Here is a 16300-nt window from a genome sequence, read left to right on the forward strand (position 1 = left end):
TCGCCACGACCTCGTCCTCGGTGTCGAAGCGGAACAGCGGCGCCAGCGGCCCGAAGGTTTCCTCGCGCGCGACCTGCATGCCGGGCGCGACATCGGCCAGCACGGTCGGCTGGAAGAACGAATGGCCGAGCGCGTGGCGCTGGCCGCCGTGCAGCACGCGCGCGCCCTTGCCGAGCGCGTCGGCGATATGCTCCTCCACCTTGGCCACGGCCTTGTCGTCGATCAGCGGGCCGATGCGCACGCCGTCGTCCATGCCATTGCCGACCTTGAGCGCCGCCACCGCGGCCACCAGCTTCTGCGCAAAGGCGTCATACACGCCCGACTGCACATAGATGCGGTTGGCGCAGACGCAGGTCTGGCCGGCGTTGCGGTACTTCGACACGATCGCGCCTTCCACCGCGGCGTCGAGGTCGGCATCGTCGAAGACGATGAAGGGCGCGTTGCCGCCCAGCTCCATCGACACCTTCTTGATGGTCGATGCGGTCTGCGCCATCAGCACGCGGCCCACCTCGGTCGAGCCGGTGAAGGTCAGCTTGCGCACCAGCGGGTTGCTGCTCATCTCGCCGCCGATGGCGCTGGCCGACCCCGTCACCACCGACAGCACGCCGGCCGGGATGCCGGCACGCTCGGCCAGCGCAACCAGCGCCAGCGCGGTCAGCGGCGTCTGCGAGGCGGGCTTGAGCACCATGGTGCAGCCGACCGCCAGCGCAGGGCCGGCCTTGCGCGTGATCATCGCCGCGGGGAAGTTCCACGGCGTGATCGCCGCGCACACGCCAACGGGCTCCTTGGTGACGACGATGCGCTGGTTGGTGGCCGGTGCGGGAATGGTGTCGCCATAGACCCGCTTGCCTTCTTCGGCGAACCATTCGATAAACGAGGCCGCATAGGCGATCTCGCCGCGTGCCTCGGCGATGGGCTTGCCCTGTTCGGCGGTCATGATGCGCGCAAGGTCCTCCTGGTTGGCGAGGATCAGCTCGAACCACTTGCGCAGCAGCGCCGAGCGCTCCTTGGCGGTGCGCGCGCGCCAGGCGGGCAGCGCGCGGTTGGCGGCTTCGATGGCCTGACGGGCCTCGTCGGCGCCCAGTTGCGGCACCTGGGCGACGCGTTCGCCGGTGGCGGGGTTGGTGACATCAATGCGGCGTTCGCCGTCGATCCAGCGGCCGTCGATATAGCACTGCTGCCGCAGCAGCGAGGAATCCTGGAGGTTCAGCATAATGGTTCCGGTGGGAGGCTGTGGGGGCGGTAGGGGAAGGACTGTATAGCCCATGAAGGCGATTGTAATCCCGCCCGCGTCGTGGTTCTCGCAGCCGCCGCGTGAACGCGTGAACGCGTGAAAGCCGTATGGAGCCTGCCGCGCGTGCCGGCCATCGCGCGATGCCTGAGAAAGACCCGGCATGCACCAGGCGTCCCGCGAGAAGCAGGACGGGTGCGTGAAGGGGGGGATGGGGGCCGCTCAGGCCGGTCAGGCCGGGGCGGGTCCGTGCGCGGAGGCGTCTGGGGCTTCGATGCCCCAGTCGCCGTAGTCGAGCCAGTCGTCGCCAAGCAGTTCGATGGGATGTTGCGTCCGGCTGGAGCCGTTGCCGCATCCCATGGCGTCGGTCGGGCAATATTTGTCGCAACCCCAGCAGACGCGCTCGGGATGGCTTGGGTGCAATGGAAATTTCTTGGCCATGGCGTGGTTGGCGGGGGAAATGGCCCGCTTGAGCCAGATTATCCGGCTCCCCATGCAATGCAGATTTGCCCAGGATCAAGGCGGGCCGAAGCGCAGCGCTGACTTGCCGATTGCGCCAGTTCCAGCCTCAGCGCCAGCCATCGGCGTCCAGCCGTGTCCACCGGTCCGGTGCCTCGCCGTCGGCAGAGGCCAGCAGCAGGCTTTCGCCGCAATCGCTACAGCGGTACACGAAGGCGTTCTGGCCGCTGGCGGTGCGCAGCGTCGCAGAGTTCAGCAGGCCCGCATGGGGCGGGAAATGGCCCGGCCGGTCCAGCTGCGACAGGCAAAGGTCGCACAAAGGCATGTTGGTTCCTCCAGCACGAATTCCGCCAGGAAAATGCTGTGGTGCAGCATCCGTAGATCGAGTATAGATGCGCGGACGGGGCGCGGGTCCGGGCCGGCGTTGCGCCGGCGCGTGGGCAAGCGAACCGACTATTCGCCAAGGAACTCCGCCACCACTTCCAGGCCTTCGATGTGATCTGCCACGACCTTGGCGATGGTGATCAACGGGATCGCCAGCAGCATGCCCCACACGCCCCACAGCCAAGTGAAGAGCAGCAGCGCGACGAACACCGCGACGGCATTCATCCTGGCCATGCGCCCGGTCATCCAGGTGGTGACGAGCGAGCCGATCAGCGTGGCGATCAGCAGCGAACCGCCCGCGGCTGCCGCAGCCATCCCCAGCGTGCCGAACTGCATGAACGTCACCATGCCCAGGCACACCGCGATCGCCATCGCGCCAAAGTAGGGCACCAGGTGCAGCGCCGCCGCGGCGATCGACCAACTGCCCGCATTATTGACTCCCAGCCATTTCAGCAGCAGCCAGGTACAGACCCCCAGCGCCGCATTGGTCGCCAGGAGCATGCCCATGTAACGCTGGATCGAGCGGTTGACCTCGTCCAGCATGTGCACGCTGATTTTCTTTTCGGAGATGGTATTGCCGACCATCTTGATGAATTTGCGCTTGAAGGTGTCGCCCGCCAGCAGCAGGAAGTACAGCAGGAACACCACTACTACTGCCTGGCCGGCCATGGTGAAGATGCTCACTGAACCGGCCAGCAGCATGCTGTTGATCTGGTCCCCCGAGTGGTCGACCACCACGTGCGGTACGCGCACCGGCGGCTGCCCGGCGCCGCTGAGCATGGTGGCGGCGCGCCGGACCTTCTGCCACATCGAATCGTCGCCGCTCAGCAGGGCGCCGACCGAGCGCGACAGCTTGCTGGCAACCTCGGGCAGGCTGTTGACGATGGACTCCACCTGGCCTTGCAACAGGTACGCGCCGATGAGCAGCGCGCACAGCAGCGCCAGCAGCACTACAGTGCCGGCCGCCACGCGCGGTACGCCCAGCCGCTGCAGCGCGGACACCACCGGGTCGAGCAGGTAGGCGAGCACGACTGCAATCACCACCGGCACCAGGAAATCGCGGGCGAGATGCACGGCATAGAGCGAGAACAGCACTGCCAGCACGACCAGCGCCGTGCTGGCACGCTGCAGCGCCGCGGACACTGTGGCGGGCGCGACCGCCACCATCGGGGCGTCGGCCGGCGCTGCCGGCCCGTCTACTTCGGCAGGGGCGGGCGGCTCGGCATGCGGGATCGGGGAGGGAGCGGGGTCGGGAACGGTCGCCATATCCAGGCGCCTTCGGCAAAAGGCCTGGCGCTGTCTATGAAAGATAGCTGGCCCGTGGCGCGTGGCTGTCGGACGTCGCCGACTGCTGGTGTCAGACAATGGCGGCAGGACGTCCATCCCCCGCCCGGCAAGGCCGCCTGAGCGCACCTGGCCGGGCTTTAACGGCGGTCAGCCGGTGACGGTCTTGGTTTCGAGATACTCGGCGATGCCTTCCGGGCCGAACTCGCGACCGTTGCCCGAGGCCTTGTAGCCGCCGAACGGCACCGAGATGTCCATCGATGCGCCATTGATGCGCACGCTGCCGGCGCGCAGACGCGCGGCCAGCTTGCGGGTGCGCTCGGGGTTGGACGACGCGATATACGCAGCCAGGCCGAATTCCGTATCGTTGGCGATGGCCACGGCGTCGTCTTCCGTGTCGTAAGGCAGTATGCAGAGGACCGGCCCGAAGATCTCCTCGCGCGCAATGGTCATGTCGTTGCGCACGTCGGCAAAGATGGTCGGACGAGCATAGAAACCTTGCGCGATCCCGTCGGGACGGCCCGGGCCGCCGGCGGCCACGCGCGCCCCTTCCTCGATGCCGATGCCGATCAGCCGCTGCACCTTCTCGTACTGCGCGCGGTTCGAGATCGGCCCCATCCTGGTCTGCGCATCGGCGGGGTCGCCGACCGTGACCGCGTTGGCCGCCGCTGCGGCGATCCGCACCGCCTGTTCATACTGCGCGCGCGGCACCAGCATGCGGGTCGGCGCGATGCAGGTCTGCCCGGAGTTCAGCATCACCTGGGCGACGCCGCTGGTCACGGCGGCCTGCAGGTCGGCGTCATCCAGGATCACCAGCGGCGACTTGCCGCCAAGTTCCTGCGTCACGCGCTTGACCGTCGGCGCGGCGCTGACCGCCACCTCGACGCCGGCGCGGGTCGAGCCGGTGATCGAGACCATGTCGACATCGCGGTGCGACGACAGCGCCGTGCCGACCACGCGGCCTTAGCCGAAGACCATGTTAAATACACCCGGCGGCGTGCCGGCGGCATCCATGATCTCGGCAAAGATCCGTGCGTCGAGCGGCGCGATTTCCGATGGCTTGAGCACCACGGTGCAGCCCGCCGCCAGCGCCGGCGCCACCTTGGCGGCGATCTGGTTCAGCGGCCAGTTCCAGGGCGTGATCAGCGCCGCCACGCCGATGGCTTCGCGCAGGAGATAGCTCTTGCCGCGCTGGCTTTCGAATTCGAACTCGCGCAACGCCTGCACCGTGGCCTGCAATTGCGCCAGGCCGATCGCGGCCTGCAGGTTGGTGGCAACGGTGATCGGCGCGCCGATCTCCTGCCGCACCGCCTGCGCCAGGTCGCCCAGACGTGCCTTGTATGCGGCCATGATGCGTTCGAGCAGGGCGATGCGGTCCTCGCGGGTGGACGCCGACCACGCCGGAAAGGCTGCGCGCGCGGCGGCTACCGCATGGTCCACGTCCGCAGCCGTGCCCATGGCGACCTTGCCCGCCACCGACTCGGTGGCCGGATCGATGAGATCGGCCTGGGCCGCGCCCGCGGCGGGTTGCACCCACTGGCCGTTGATGTAGAACTTGTCGACGAGTTTCATCGGGTTTGCCTCGCAGATCGATGGAGAAATCGATGGGGAAGGGCCGCTCATGCCGGACGCTCGCCGATGATGGTGGCGCGGTTCATGTGGCGCACGGCAGGGAAGTAGTCCTGCACCGCGTAGTGCTGCGTGGAGCGGTTGTCCCACAGGGCGATGGTGTCGGGCTGCCAGCGCAGGCGCACCTGGTATTCGGGCGCCGCCGCCTGGCGGTACAGGTATTGCAGCAGGTCCAGTTCGGCCGGGCGATAGTCCGAGCCGATGCGGTAGGACTGTTCCTTGACGAAGTTGGCGAAATGCGTGGTGAAGGCCTCGTTGACGAAGAGAATCTTCTCGCCGGTTTCCGGATGGGTGCGCACCACCGGGTGCACCATCGGCGGGTACTTGGCGCGCATTTCTTCATACTTTTCGTCGGACAGCGCGGCGCCAAAGGCGGGCATCGCGTCATGGACCGCCTTCAGGTTGGCAATGCGCGCCTTCACGTCCTCGGGCAGTTTTTCATAAGCCGCGGCCATGTTGATCCAGATGGTGTCGCCGCCCACCTCGGGGCAGGTAATGCAGCGCAGCATCGAGCCCATCGAGGGAATCTCGCGCCAGGACACATCGGAGTGGTACAGGTTCTCGCGACCCCGCTTCTCACCATCGCGGCCGAACACCACCAGCTCGGGATGCTCGGGATGGTTGGTGAACATCGGATGCACTTCGAGTTCGCCAAAGCGGCGCGCGACGGCCACGTGCTGCGCCGGCGTGATCGCCTGCTTGCGGAAGAACAGCACCTTGTGCGTCAGCAGCGCGGCGCGCAGCGCCAGGTAGGTGGCTTCATCCAGGGTTTCGCGGAAATCGATGCCTTCGACTTCGGCGCCAATGGTGGGCGTGCAGCGGCGCACGGTGAACGGCCAGGAGGCCGGGTCTTGCGCGCGGAAGGCCTCCGGGCTGAGGGTCAGGGCGGTGGCTGGCATGGGTTGTCTCCTTGGGTGGCTTGTTAGGTGTGCGTGGCTCCCGTGCGGTACGGGCGGCCGTGATCGGTCCGAGAAAACCGGGGCGCTGGCATGCGCTGGCGATGCGATACTGCCATTACCTGTTATAACAGGTCAAGCGGGTTTGCGACCTGACCTGTCATGATAGGTATAATTCCTGATTCCCCCCATCGGAGCCGCCGCCAGGCGGAACACAACGTGGCGCTGCCAAGATTCAAGGAAATCGAGAACGAGATCCGGGAGCGGATCGTCCGCAACCAGCTGGGTCCGGGCGCCAAGCTGCCGTCCGAGGCCGAGCTGATGACGGAATTCGCCGTGAGCCGGATCACTGTGCGCCAGGCCTTGTCTGGCCTGCACAATGCCGGGCTGATCGAAAAGGTCAACGGCAAGGGCAGCTTCGTCACGCGCCCCACCGACACGCCGAGCCTTGGCGCGCTGACGGGCTTCTACGAAACCGCCCGTGCCCGCGGCCAGCTGGCATACGGCAAGCTGGCGTCGGTCAAGCTGGTTCGCGCCCCGGCGTTCGTGTCGCGCGTGCTCGACCTGGAACCCGCTGAGAAGGTGTTGAGCGTGTCGACGGTGCGCTTCTGGGACGATGCGCCGGTGGCGTATTTCACGCTGCTTGGGCGCGAGCCGGCGATGCGCAGGCTGGTACAGGAAGACCTGGAGACCAATGACGCGATGTCGGTGCTCGAAAGCCGGCTCGGCTACCGCATCAAGGAATCGACGATGGAGGCATCCGCCGTGGCCGCGCCGGCTGAAGTGGCCAGGCGCCTGGGCGTCGCCGAGGGCGAGCCGCTGCTGCGGGTGCGTTCCACCCCGTACGATATCGATGGCACGCCGCTGCTCTGCGCCGAACTGCTGTTCCGCCCGGACCGCTACGCGTACAAATGGACGCTCAGGCGCTAGGATCGCTTTTCTGTAAGCGTTGAACTACACGACACCCGGCCGCGCGGTAAGTTTTACCCGCCGCGCACTTCTGACTGCAGCAAGCCCGGAATCCGGTCCTTTCCCGCCACTGGTCGGGCAACGGTAGCCCATTGCTGGCATCGCCTCCGACTACTGGTACGTCAGTTGCGTAATGACGCAGCGGAGCGGCGATTCCAGCGCGCTCGCCGGCCGGTTCTGCGTCGATGCAAGGCCCGGCCGCAACCTGCAAGACGGAGGACCACATGAAAACGACGCTACGCCTCGGCACTGCATTGCTCGCCTCGCTTGGCTTCCTGGCTGGCTGCACCGCGACCGGCAGCACCAGCGGATCGGGATCGCTGTCGGGTTCCGGCTCGGTGTCTGAACAGCAACGCAGCCGCAGCGGCTATGGCTCGCCGAGCTCCAGCACTTCACCCGGCACGTCCGGCGCGACCAGCACCACCAGCCCTGGCGGCACGTCCAGCGGCTCCAGCGGCTCGACCAGCGGCTCGGGTACCGCGCGCTAAGCGCGCGCTGCCGCGCGCGGCTGACCGCACCGGCGTGCGGTCGGCCGCTACGCCGGCGCAGTCCTTAGCGGCGCAGTCCTTAGCGGTCCCTTCCCATATTCACGCGTTCATCGCGGCGCGCCGGTACCACGCCTTCGTCGGCCAGCCTTTGCTGCAGCTCGTTGTTGGGAATGTTGATCAAGTCCTTGCCGATCTCGCGCGTCACCACGCCGGTGACGGAAGCCGGCAAGGTCTTGCGCAGCAGCCCCAGGAAGCGCGGCGCCGCGATCAGCACGAGTTCTTCATAGCGCTGCTTGTTGCGCGCGTCCGCCAGGAGGTCCGCGACGCGGTGCGCGAACAGCTGTGCTTCCTGGTGCAGTTCATCCTCGCCCGCGGACGACGTCACCGTGGACGGGCCGACCTGGTGCGCGCCGGGGTGACCGGCATCGCCTTGCGAGGCGGCCTGGCCACGCCGGCCGTAGGCGTCGCGGCGCAGGTCGGCGCGGTCAGCGTGCGCGGCGGCATCGGTAATTTCTTCCACCACCGCCAGCGGGGCGGCGTCTGCATGCGAGGCAAAGACGCGGGCGACGGATTCGTCCGCCACAAGGATCCAGATGTTCTTCATGATCGCTCCGGTTGCCGGCCCGAATGGTGGGCCTGATTACCGGTGTTGCAAGGGGTACGCCACCGCCCGCCGGCCTGCGGCAGCGCCGGTTCGCGCGCCCCGCGGGCGCCCGGGTGCCGCAAGCGGCATGGCGTTGCAGTATCGACAGGCACGCCGTGCAACTTTTTCAGGCGGGCGGCGGACGCCACAGCGTCGATTTTCCGAACAGGCTTTCCACCAGGTCCACTGCCAGTTGCCCGGTCTGGTTGCGCACGTCGCAGGCCGGGTTCAGCTCCATCACGTCGAGCGATGCCAGCCGGCCGGTATCGGCAATCATTTCCATGCAGAGCTGGGTCTCGCGGTAGGTCGGTCCGCCCGGCACGGCGGTGCCCACGCCAGGCGCGATCACGCCGTCCAGGAAATCCACGTCGAAGCTGACGTGCAGGTGCGTCTGCGCGTCGATGCCGGACAGCGCCTGCTGCATGGTGTGGCGCATGCCGTTCTCGTCGATGTAGCGCATGTCGTACACCGCCAGCTGCAGTTCGTGCAGGCGGCGCTTTTCCGCCGCATCGACGCTGCGGATGCCGATCTGCCGGATCGCGCTGCGCTCCACCGCCGGCGTCGCGCCGGCCAGCGTGGTCAGCGGCGCAGGGCCGTGCCCGCACAGGCAGGCCACCGGCATGCCATGCATGTTGCCGGTGGGCGTGGTGGCGCCGATATTGGCGTCGGCGTGCGCATCGAGCCACAGCACCATCAGGGTCTTGCCGGTATCGCGGCAATGGCGCGCCGCGGCGCTGATCGAGCCGATCGCCAGGCAATGGTCGCCGCCCATCAGCAGTGGCAGCCGGCCCGCCTGCAGCGTGCCGAGGCAGGTGTCATAGACGGCACGGTTCCACGCCACGACTTCGTCGAGGTGGCGCATGCCGTCCTGCGGCGGTTGCCACGGATTGGCGGGGCCGGCCACGTTGCCGGCGTCCTCGACCAGCAGGTTGTTGCGTGACAGCGCCTGTGCCAGGCCGGCGACGCGCAGCGCCTCGGGGCCCATCGAGCAGCCGCGCGTGCCGGCCCCGACGTCGGTGGGGGCGCCAATCAGCGTGACAGGTTTCATGGCGGGATGCGGTGAGTGCGGACGCCCATGCGTTTGCAGGTTCCGTACCCGCCGGGCTCACCACACGCCGAAGAACACGCCAGCCTGCTTGTACACGCTGGTCTTGGCCGCGACTTCCTCATTGGTCACGGTCACGCGCGGCTTGAGTGTGCAGAACCAGTCCAGCAGCCGTAGCCGCATGGCATTGCGCACAGCTTCACGGCCGGGGTCTGCGCCCAGGTCGAGGTACTCGTCCGGATCGTTTTCCAGGTCGAACAGCTGTGGCCGGAAGCCTTGCCAGTGGACATATTTCCAGCGTGTGTCACGCACCATCCAGGCTCGGCACTCGCCCGGGTGGCGGCCCAGCGCGACCCGTGCGCCGCGGTAGGCGTAGTCGAGTTCTGAAACGACAAAATCGCGCCATTGCCCTGCACCGCGCGAGCGGGTCAGGTCCAGCAGCGAACGGCCTTCGATGCGGTGGCCGGCGGGCGGCAGCCCCAGAGCGTCGAGCACCGTCGGCACCACGTCGACAGCCGACACCATGTCCTGCCGCGCGCTGCCGCGGGTGGCATCGGCCTCGGGAGAGGGATCGTAGACGATCAGCGGCACGTTCTGCACGGTGTCGTAGAACTGTTCCTTCTCGCCCAGCCAGTGGTCGCCGAGGAAGTCGCCATGGTCGGCGGTAAAGACGATCAGCGTGTCCTGCCATCGGCCAAGGCGTTCCAGCTGGTTCCACAGCAGGCCGAGGCGGTCGTCGATCTGCTGGATCAGGCCCTGATAGGCGGGGCGCACCGTATCCGACACTTCCTGGCGCATGAAGTTGGCGCATTCCTCCTGCGTGCGGTACGCCGACAGCACCGGGTGCGGATCCTCCAGCTCGGCGGCATGGCGGCGCAGCGGCAGGCAGTCGTCGAGCTTGTACGCGGCGTGATAGGGCGCGGGCGCAAGGTATGGCCAGTGCGGCTTGACCAGCGACAGGTGCAGCACCCATGGCTCGTCGCCGCGTGCGCCGATGTACTGCATGGCCTGGTCGACGGTGTACGCCGTCTCGGAGTGCGGCTCGGCCACGCGCGCGGGCAGGCCGGCATTGCGCATGTGCCAGCCGGAGACGATCTCGCCATGCGCGTTCTCGGCGCTGATGACGTAGTCGGTCCACGGGTCGGCGCTGTCGTAGCCTTGCCGGCGCAGCCAGTCGGCATAGGCGCCGCGCGGCTCGGCATGGTGGCCGTCGTGGCGGTCGACTTCGGTGAAATGGCCGCTGCGCAGCAGCGTCTCCAGCTCGGTGCCGCCGTCCAGGTGCAGGCGCTTCAGGTTGGCGTTGTCGGGCATCACGTGGGTCTTGCCCGCCAGCGCCAGCGCGCGGCCGCTGTCCTTCAGGTACTCGCCCAGCGTGACTTCGCCGACCGACAGCGGCACGCGGTTCCAGGTGGCGCCGTGGCTGCTGACGTAGCGGCCGGTGTAGAAGCTCATGCGGCTGGGGCCACAGACGCCGGAGGTGACGAAGGCGCGGTCGAAACGCACGCCGCGCGCGGCCAGCGCGTCGATATTGCGCGTGCGCAGCGTGGGGTGCCCGTAGCAGCCCAGGTGGTCGCGGCGCAACTGGTCGCACATGATGAACAGGGTATTGCGGATCGGCATGGTGGCTCGCTACGGCTTGTCAGTCGCCGGTATAGCCGGAGGCCTTCACCACTGGCGTCCACCTGGCAGCGTCCGCCTTCAGCAGGCCGGCAAACGCGTCGGCAGTACCTGTGGCCGGTTCCAGCCCCAATTTCAGGAACTTGTCGCGCACGTCGGGCGACTGCACTGCCTTGACGATGGCGGCGTTGAGCTTGTCCAGCACCGGGCGCGGCGTGCCGGCAGGCGCCAGCACGCCGTAGCGGCCTTCGCCCTCGATGCCCTTGTAGCCCAGCTCGGTGAAGGTCGGCACATCGGGCAGCGCCACCGAGCGCTGCGTGCCGGAAGTGGCCAGCACGCGCACCTTGCCGGCGCGGTGCATCTCGGTCAGGTCGGCCAGGGTATCGACCGAGGCCGGCACCTGACCGCCCACCAGCGCGCTCATCAGCGGCGCCGAGCCGTTGAACGGAACATGCAGCATCTCCACGCCGACCTGCTTGCCGATCATCAGCCCGAAGAAATGCGGGATGCTGCCCAGCGCCGGCGAGGCATAGGAGTTGTTCTGGGGGCCTGCCTTGAGCCACGCCACGTAATCCTTGAGCGAGCGCGCCGGGCTGCCGGGGCCGGTGGCCAGCGCGAGCTGGAAGTTGGCTGCCTGCGCCACCGGGACAAAGTCGCGCTGGATGTCGTAGTTGAGCTTGCGGTAGACCAGCGGCGCGATCGTCATCACTGCGGAATTGGCAACCACCAGCGTATGGCCGTCGGCGGGCTGCGTGCGCGCATAGTCCATCACCAGCCGGCCGCCGGCGCCCGGCTTGTTCTCCACCACGACGTTCTGGTTCAGCGTCTCGCGCAGCTTGTCGCCGACCAGGCGCGCGGCCAGGTCGGCGGTGCCACCGGCGGGGTAGCCGACCAGAATGCGCAGCGGGCGCTCCGACTGCGCGCCGGCGGGCAGCGCCCAGGCAGTGGCAATGGCCGCCAGGCAGGCGGCAAGGCGGGGAAGGCAGTTGCGGGGGCTCACGGGGGTCTCCTCGTCGGGGTTGTCATTTGGTATGGGTGGCACGCTAACATCCGTCGATATAATTGACAAAGTCAACTAATTCGCGGATGTCGCATGACACATGACGACGGCGGCAGCCGGCTGCAGCGGCCCGAACGGCTAAGCGATTTCATCAACTACCGGGTCTATCACCTGAACCGCGTGGCGCTGGGCGGCGCCGGGCTGCACCTGCGCGCCAGGGCTGGCGTTACCCGGCGCGAATGGCGCATGATTGCCTTTCTGGGTGAGCAGCCGGGCACGCGGCTGACCGAGCTGGCGCAAAGTGCCGGCCTGGACAAGGTGCTGGCCAGCCGGGCCGTCCACGCGCTGGTCGAACGCGGCCTGGTGCGGCGCGAGGCGCGCGCGCAGGACCGGCGCGCCGCAGCGTTCACGCTGACGGAGAAAGGCGAAGCGGTCTACCGCCGCGCCTTTGCGCTGGCGCGTGCCTTCAACCGCGAGCTGGCGGCATGCCTGAGCGCCGAAGAAGCGCGCGTGCTGTCGCGCTGCCTGGACAAGCTCCAGGCGCGGGCCGAGGCCATGATGGAGCAGGCGCAGGCCTTGCCGCGGCCGGAAGACGCGGCGCCGGCCTGGGATCCGCTGCAAGTATGGCGGGGCAGCAAGGGGTAGCGCAGGCAAACCTTGCCACGGCATGGAGCGGTTCTTGCGTGGCTGCTGGCGCCGGGGTGGCAGGAGCGCATCATGTCAGTCTCATTAAGAACTTCGCTGTGCCAATGGCTTCTTGCCTGCTGCCTGGGTCTGGCGGCGTGCGGCGGCGGTGGCGGCGATGGGGGCAGTTCCGGCAACGCCGGCGGTAGCGGCGGAGGTCCGGGAACGCTGTCGTTGACAGTAACTGGCCTGCCGTCCGGCACGCCGGCGGCGGTCACGGTGACCGGTCCGGGGGAATACCGCCAGGCCGTCGCCCAGTCGACAACGCTGTCCAACCTTGCCACCGGCACCTATACGGTCAGCGCTACCGATGTGCTCGCCGGGACCAGCCAATACCAGCCGCAGCCGCCGGCCCAGTCGGTGAGCGTCGGCACCGGCGCGGGCGCCACGGCAAACGTCGTCTATGGCTCGCCACAGCCGGTGCGCCTGTCGCTGACGCAAGTGGCAGGCGGCCTGGCCGAGCCGATTTATCTCACCGCGCCCGCGGGCGACGCGCGCCTGTTCATCGTGGAGCGCGCCGGGCGCATCCGCGTCGTGCGCAACGGCTCGCTGCTGGGCACGCCCTTCCTCGACATCGATGCACTGACCACCACCGACGGCGAACGCGGCCTGCTGTCGATGGCATTCGACCCGGCCTATGCCAGCAACGGCCGCTTCTTCGTCTACTACACCGATAACAACGGCGCCATCACCGTAGCGCGCTACCAGGTTTCCGCGAGCAATCCCGACGTTGCCGACACAACCGGTACGGTGTTGCTGTCGATCCCGCACAGCAACTTCCAGAACCACAACGGCGGCCAGCTGGCGTTCGGCCCCGACGGGATGCTCTATATCGGCACCGGCGATGGCGGCGGCGGGGGCGATCCGTCCGGCAATGCGCAGAACCTCGGCGTGCTGCTCGGCAAAGTGCTGCGCATAGATGTCAGCGGCGCGTCCGGCCAGCCCTATGGCATTCCTGCCGGCAATCCGTTCGCCGGCCAGTCCGGCAGGCGCGGCGAGATCTGGGCATACGGACTGCGCAACCCCTGGCGCTTCGCCTTCGATGCCGGACAGTTGTATATCGCGGATGTCGGCCAGGACCAGCGCGAGGAAGTCGACGTGGCGGCGGCCACCAGTGGCGGGCTGAACTACGGCTGGAACCGCATGGAGGGCACTGCTTGCGTGGGCGCCGCCACGTGCGATACGGCCGGGCTGACCATGCCGGTGTTCGAGTACAGCCATGATGCCGGCGGCTGCGCCATCGTCGGCGGCTATGTGTACCGGGACGATGCGCTGCTGACGCTGCAAGGGCGCTACTTCCATGCGGACCTGTGCACCGGCAGGCTGGCGAGCTTCGTGTTCCGCGACGGTGGCGCGGCCGAGCAGGTCGACTGGAACGTCACGATCCCCGGCAGCGTGTATTCCTTTGGCGTGGATGCCGCGCAGGCGCTCTATGTGCTGGCGGACGCAGGCACTTCGGCGACCAGCGGGGCGGTGTATCGGGTCGACGCGACGGTCGGCGGACAGTAAGCCTCGCCCCTGCGTTACACCGCGTCGAAGGCCGCTCGCATGCGGGCAGCGAAATAGTTGGCGTACGTGCCGCGCGGCGCCGGCTGTGCGCGCGGCATGTGGCTGCGGAACGGGATGTCGGGCTTGAACGGGATGGCCACCACGCCCGGGAACCTCATCGTACGGCTGACGATGGGTTCACCAGGCTGACGCCGAGGCCTTCGCTGACCATCCTGCAGATCGTCGCGGCGAAGGGCGTTTCGAGCGCCACGATGCGGTCCCCGTCGCGGAACACGGCATCGAGCGCACGCCTTGGACGTGAGCCCATTAAAGGAATTCCTTGCGCAAGTCGACGCTGCAGCGTTCGCCGATTGCGCTGTAGTTCTGCGCCAGCCAATGCTCGGCCTCATTGTGGCCCTGGTCGCGCAGGTGGCAAAGAAAGTCCCAGTCCGCATTGAACTTGCTGGACACGCCGAGCGCCGCCATGGTCTGGTCCGAGCGGATTGCGTGGATCAGCATCTCCTTCATCTCGGTCCGGTCTACCTTGCCGTCCTGGATGAGACCGGTGACGAAGCTGATCGCACGAAGCTCGCGGATCAACGAAGAATTGAAACTGACTTCGTTGATGCGATTGAGAATCTCCGCCGCGGTCTTTGGCACGCCCTTGCGAACGACCGGGTTGATATGGACGATCACAACATCCCGCGTGGCGCAGTGATAGATCAGTGGAAAGATGGCGGGGTTGCCGACATAGCCGCCGTCCCAGTAGTGCTGGCCGTCGATCTCCACGGCCTGGAACAGGGACGGCAGGCAGGCCGAGGCCAGCACCGCCTTCAGGCAGATTTCCTCGTGCGAGAACAGGCGCACCTTGCCGGTCTCGACATTGGTTGCGCACAGGTAGAGCTGGATCGGGCAATCCCGGCTCAGGGCGTCGAAATCGACATGGTTGGCAAGAACGTCGCCCAGCGGGTTGAAGTTGAAAGGATTGAACTGGTAGGGGGAGAGTACGCGCAGCAGCAGGTCGGTCAGCAGGTACATCGGCGAGCTGTCGAGCCCATAGCCGCGACCCGTCCAGACGTCCCATGGCAGTTTGCGGAACGGGCTGTAGATCCGCGCGGTGCTGGCGACGTCTTGCCAGAAGTTGTGCAGCGCGGTGCGGGCGCCAGGCGGGCCCCCCTTGAGCAAGCCGTAGGCGAGTACCACGGCATTCATCGCGCCGGCGCTGGTGGCGCTCACGCCTTCGATGGCGAGCCGTTCGTCTTCGAGCAGGCGGTCAAGTACGCCCCAGGCAAAGGCGCCATGGGCGCCTCCGCCCTGCAATGCGAGCGCGATGGGCTTCACGGGTCCCTGGGCTTCGCCTGCATGGCGCGTTCCCGGCTTGGTAGGCATGGCGCGACCCTCGTTCTTCCGGCTGAGAGCAACTGACCGCATATTGTCCGCTGCCTCAGAGGCAATCCTTCACCCGTTGCCCGGGCTTGCGCGTCGTGTTGCGCCGGCCGGGCACGGCGGGCTGGCGCAGAATCGCAACAGAAGAATGCTCTATCACGCTCCCCGCGCACTTAAAACCTGTGCCGGACGCCTAAGGCGACGCCAAGCATGTTGCTCTGACCGTTACCGAGGACATAGCTGTTACCTAGAGACAGGCTGTTGGCATAGAAGGTCGCCAGCGACTCGAGCATCAACCCGGCGTTCTTGGCATAGGCCGTGGTCAGGTAAAGATCGGTGCGTTTGGACAGCGAGTAGTCGGCCACGAAGGAGATCTGCCACGGGTTGGCCACGCTCGTGTTGCCGTAAAGGTTCTTGAGATCGTCGTAGTTGTACTCGAGCGTAAGCGCGAGCGCCGGCGTGACCTGGTAGTTGGCGCCGATCCAGTAGAAGTCGTCGCGCTGGATCAGGACATCGGCCGCGTTCCTGTTCTGGCCCCAGCGGTAGCCGCCCATGATCTTGGCCGGGCCGAAGGCATAGCTGGCGCCTACCACGGCCTTCTTCATGGTGCCGGTGCCGGTGCCGATGGTGGGATTCCACTGGTCATAGCCGGCCGTCGCGGCGAACGGGCCGAACGTGTAAGCCAGCGCCCCGCCATAGGCGGTGTCGCGTCGGAACTGCCCGGGGACTTCGCCATTGCCGCCGATCGGAATGGGGAATCCTACCGAGGCGGGCAAGGCAACCCCGACGCCGAAGGACCAGTGCGCGAGCGCCGTCAGTCCCCCGAACTTCCCGGAGTACTTGACGGTGTTGTCCGCGCGGTAGTTGGGCCCGGATTGCATGACGACCGGCTCATACTGTGTGGCATAGGCGGTCGGAGAGAAGTTGGCCAGCGCCTCGAACATCGAGGTGTATTGCCGGCCAAGGCTGACCTGGCCGAAACGGTCGCTTTGGACGCCCACGTATGCCTGGCGGCCGAACAGCCGGCCGCTTTGCTGCGACAAGCCGTTGTCGATGCCGAAGCCGCTTTCGAGCACGAAGAGAGCCTTGATGCCGCC

Annotated in this window: 17 protein-coding genes and 1 pseudogene; 4 read left to right on the forward strand and 14 right to left on the reverse strand. The window is 67.3% G+C overall.

Annotation, left to right across the window (positions count from 1 at the left end; translation table 11 throughout):
* The 6 genes and pseudogenes from K309_RS0130700 to K309_RS0130725 form a co-directional block, all read right to left on the reverse strand.
* The coding region (locus K309_RS0130700) for an NAD-dependent succinate-semialdehyde dehydrogenase (RefSeq protein WP_029049897.1) at positions 1–1213 on the reverse strand (1213 nt) is incomplete at its 3' end.
* A 249-nt stretch (positions 1214–1462) separates the two neighbouring features.
* Entirely contained in the window at positions 1463–1672 is a 210-nt protein-coding gene (locus K309_RS40715) for a DUF3079 domain-containing protein (RefSeq protein ID WP_084402623.1), read from the reverse strand.
* 127 nt (positions 1673–1799) lie between these two features.
* A complete protein-coding gene (locus tag K309_RS0130710) occupies positions 1800–2015 on the reverse strand; it encodes a hypothetical protein (RefSeq protein ID WP_029049898.1) in 216 nt (71 codons plus the stop codon).
* Positions 2016–2143: 128 nt separating this feature from the next.
* Positions 2144–3340, reverse strand: a complete 1197-nt coding sequence (locus K309_RS0130715; protein WP_029049899.1) for an AI-2E family transporter — start codon at positions 3338–3340, stop codon at positions 2144–2146.
* Between the two features lie 168 nt (positions 3341–3508).
* Positions 3509–4930 (reverse strand): annotated as a pseudogene (locus tag K309_RS37990) (aldehyde dehydrogenase family protein).
* 47 nt (positions 4931–4977) lie between these two features.
* The gene (locus tag K309_RS0130725) at positions 4978–5886 is read right to left on the reverse strand and encodes a TauD/TfdA dioxygenase family protein (RefSeq protein ID WP_029049900.1); all 909 of its coding nucleotides are present in this window, start codon (positions 5884–5886) and stop codon (positions 4978–4980) included.
* Between the two features lie 216 nt (positions 5887–6102).
* Here K309_RS0130725 and K309_RS0130730 point away from each other — a divergent pair, with 216 nt between their 5' ends.
* Together K309_RS0130730 and K309_RS42095 are read left to right on the forward strand one after the other, a co-directional pair.
* A complete protein-coding gene (locus K309_RS0130730; protein ID WP_029049901.1) occupies positions 6103–6813 on the forward strand; it encodes a GntR family transcriptional regulator in 711 nt (236 codons plus the stop codon).
* A 263-nt stretch (positions 6814–7076) separates the two neighbouring features.
* Positions 7077–7340, forward strand: coding sequence for a hypothetical protein (locus K309_RS42095; RefSeq protein ID WP_156914503.1), 264 nt, complete (start codon positions 7077–7079; stop codon positions 7338–7340).
* Positions 7341–7419: 79 nt separating this feature from the next.
* Here the strand turns inward: K309_RS42095 and K309_RS0130740 are convergent, their stop codons facing one another.
* From K309_RS0130740 to K309_RS0130755, 4 genes are all read right to left on the reverse strand, one after another.
* The gene (locus K309_RS0130740) at positions 7420–7944 is read right to left on the reverse strand and encodes a host attachment protein (RefSeq protein ID WP_029049902.1); all 525 of its coding nucleotides are present in this window, start codon (positions 7942–7944) and stop codon (positions 7420–7422) included.
* A gap of 166 nt (positions 7945–8110) precedes the next feature.
* Complete coding sequence (gene rocF / locus K309_RS0130745) at positions 8111–9031, reverse strand: arginase (RefSeq protein ID WP_029049903.1); 921 nt, start codon at positions 9029–9031, stop codon at positions 8111–8113.
* A gap of 57 nt (positions 9032–9088) precedes the next feature.
* Positions 9089–10648 (reverse strand): sulfatase-like hydrolase/transferase, encoded by a 1560-nt coding sequence (locus K309_RS0130750; RefSeq protein WP_029049904.1) that lies wholly within the window; start codon positions 10646–10648, stop codon positions 9089–9091.
* Positions 10649–10667: 19 nt separating this feature from the next.
* Positions 10668–11645, reverse strand: a complete 978-nt coding sequence (locus tag K309_RS0130755; protein WP_029049905.1) for a Bug family tripartite tricarboxylate transporter substrate binding protein — start codon at positions 11643–11645, stop codon at positions 10668–10670.
* Positions 11646–11738: 93 nt separating this feature from the next.
* Here K309_RS0130755 and K309_RS0130760 point away from each other — a divergent pair, with 93 nt between their 5' ends.
* Together K309_RS0130760 and K309_RS0130765 are read left to right on the forward strand one after the other, a co-directional pair.
* Positions 11739–12290: a MarR family winged helix-turn-helix transcriptional regulator gene (locus K309_RS0130760; protein WP_029049906.1), complete on the forward strand. Its 552-nt coding sequence runs from the start codon at positions 11739–11741 to the stop codon at positions 12288–12290.
* A gap of 72 nt (positions 12291–12362) precedes the next feature.
* The gene (locus tag K309_RS0130765) at positions 12363–13838 is read left to right on the forward strand and encodes a PQQ-dependent sugar dehydrogenase (RefSeq protein WP_029049907.1); all 1476 of its coding nucleotides are present in this window, start codon (positions 12363–12365) and stop codon (positions 13836–13838) included.
* Between the two features lie 14 nt (positions 13839–13852).
* Here K309_RS0130765 and K309_RS42630 read toward each other — a convergent pair whose 3' ends face one another.
* From K309_RS42630 to K309_RS0130785, 4 genes are all read right to left on the reverse strand, one after another.
* The gene (locus tag K309_RS42630; RefSeq protein WP_198030887.1) at positions 13853–13996 is read right to left on the reverse strand and encodes a hypothetical protein; all 144 of its coding nucleotides are present in this window, start codon (positions 13994–13996) and stop codon (positions 13853–13855) included.
* Complete coding sequence (locus tag K309_RS42635; protein WP_198030888.1) at positions 13993–14145, reverse strand: type 2 periplasmic-binding domain-containing protein; 153 nt, start codon at positions 14143–14145, stop codon at positions 13993–13995. The genes K309_RS42630 and K309_RS42635 overlap by 4 nt, the downstream gene beginning before the upstream one ends.
* On the reverse strand, positions 14145–15206 hold the full coding sequence (locus K309_RS0130780) for a patatin-like phospholipase family protein (RefSeq protein ID WP_029049908.1): 1062 nt from the start codon (positions 15204–15206) through the stop codon (positions 14145–14147). Before K309_RS0130780 ends, K309_RS42635 begins: the two co-directional genes overlap by 1 nt.
* Before the next feature lie 170 nt (positions 15207–15376).
* Positions 15377–16300, reverse strand: a 924-nt coding sequence (locus K309_RS0130785) for a porin (RefSeq protein WP_029049909.1), incomplete at its 5' end; no start/stop codon positions are given.

The sequence above is a fragment of the Cupriavidus phytohabitans genome (assembly GCF_000426345.1).
Lineage (GTDB): Bacteria > Pseudomonadota > Gammaproteobacteria > Burkholderiales > Burkholderiaceae > Cupriavidus.

What these genes read in the sequence shown, in the direction of transcription:
- K309_RS0130715 (WP_029049899.1), bottom strand. Translation starts at nt 3,340, where the DNA reads ATGGCGACCGTTCCCGACCCCGCTCCCTCCCCGATCCCGCATGCCGAG.
- K309_RS42095 (WP_156914503.1), top strand. Translation starts at nt 7,077, where the DNA reads ATGAAAACGACGCTACGCCTCGGCACTGCATTGCTCGCCTCGCTTGGC.
- K309_RS42630 (WP_198030887.1), bottom strand. Translation starts at nt 13,996, where the DNA reads ATGAGGTTCCCGGGCGTGGTGGCCATCCCGTTCAAGCCCGACATCCCG.
- K309_RS0130780 (WP_029049908.1), bottom strand. Translation starts at nt 15,206, where the DNA reads ATGCCTACCAAGCCGGGAACGCGCCATGCAGGCGAAGCCCAGGGACCC.
- K309_RS0130725 (WP_029049900.1), bottom strand. Translation starts at nt 5,886, where the DNA reads ATGCCAGCCACCGCCCTGACCCTCAGCCCGGAGGCCTTCCGCGCGCAA.
- K309_RS40715 (WP_084402623.1), bottom strand. Translation starts at nt 1,672, where the DNA reads ATGGCCAAGAAATTTCCATTGCACCCAAGCCATCCCGAGCGCGTCTGC.
- K309_RS0130750 (WP_029049904.1), bottom strand. Translation starts at nt 10,648, where the DNA reads ATGCCGATCCGCAATACCCTGTTCATCATGTGCGACCAGTTGCGCCGC.
- K309_RS0130765 (WP_029049907.1), top strand. Translation starts at nt 12,363, where the DNA reads ATGTCAGTCTCATTAAGAACTTCGCTGTGCCAATGGCTTCTTGCCTGC.
- rocF (WP_029049903.1), bottom strand. Translation starts at nt 9,031, where the DNA reads ATGAAACCTGTCACGCTGATTGGCGCCCCCACCGACGTCGGGGCCGGC.
- K309_RS0130710 (WP_029049898.1), bottom strand. Translation starts at nt 2,015, where the DNA reads ATGCCTTTGTGCGACCTTTGCCTGTCGCAGCTGGACCGGCCGGGCCAT.
- K309_RS0130740 (WP_029049902.1), bottom strand. Translation starts at nt 7,944, where the DNA reads ATGAAGAACATCTGGATCCTTGTGGCGGACGAATCCGTCGCCCGCGTC.
- K309_RS0130760 (WP_029049906.1), top strand. Translation starts at nt 11,739, where the DNA reads ATGACACATGACGACGGCGGCAGCCGGCTGCAGCGGCCCGAACGGCTA.
- K309_RS42635 (WP_198030888.1), bottom strand. Translation starts at nt 14,145, where the DNA reads ATGGGCTCACGTCCAAGGCGTGCGCTCGATGCCGTGTTCCGCGACGGG.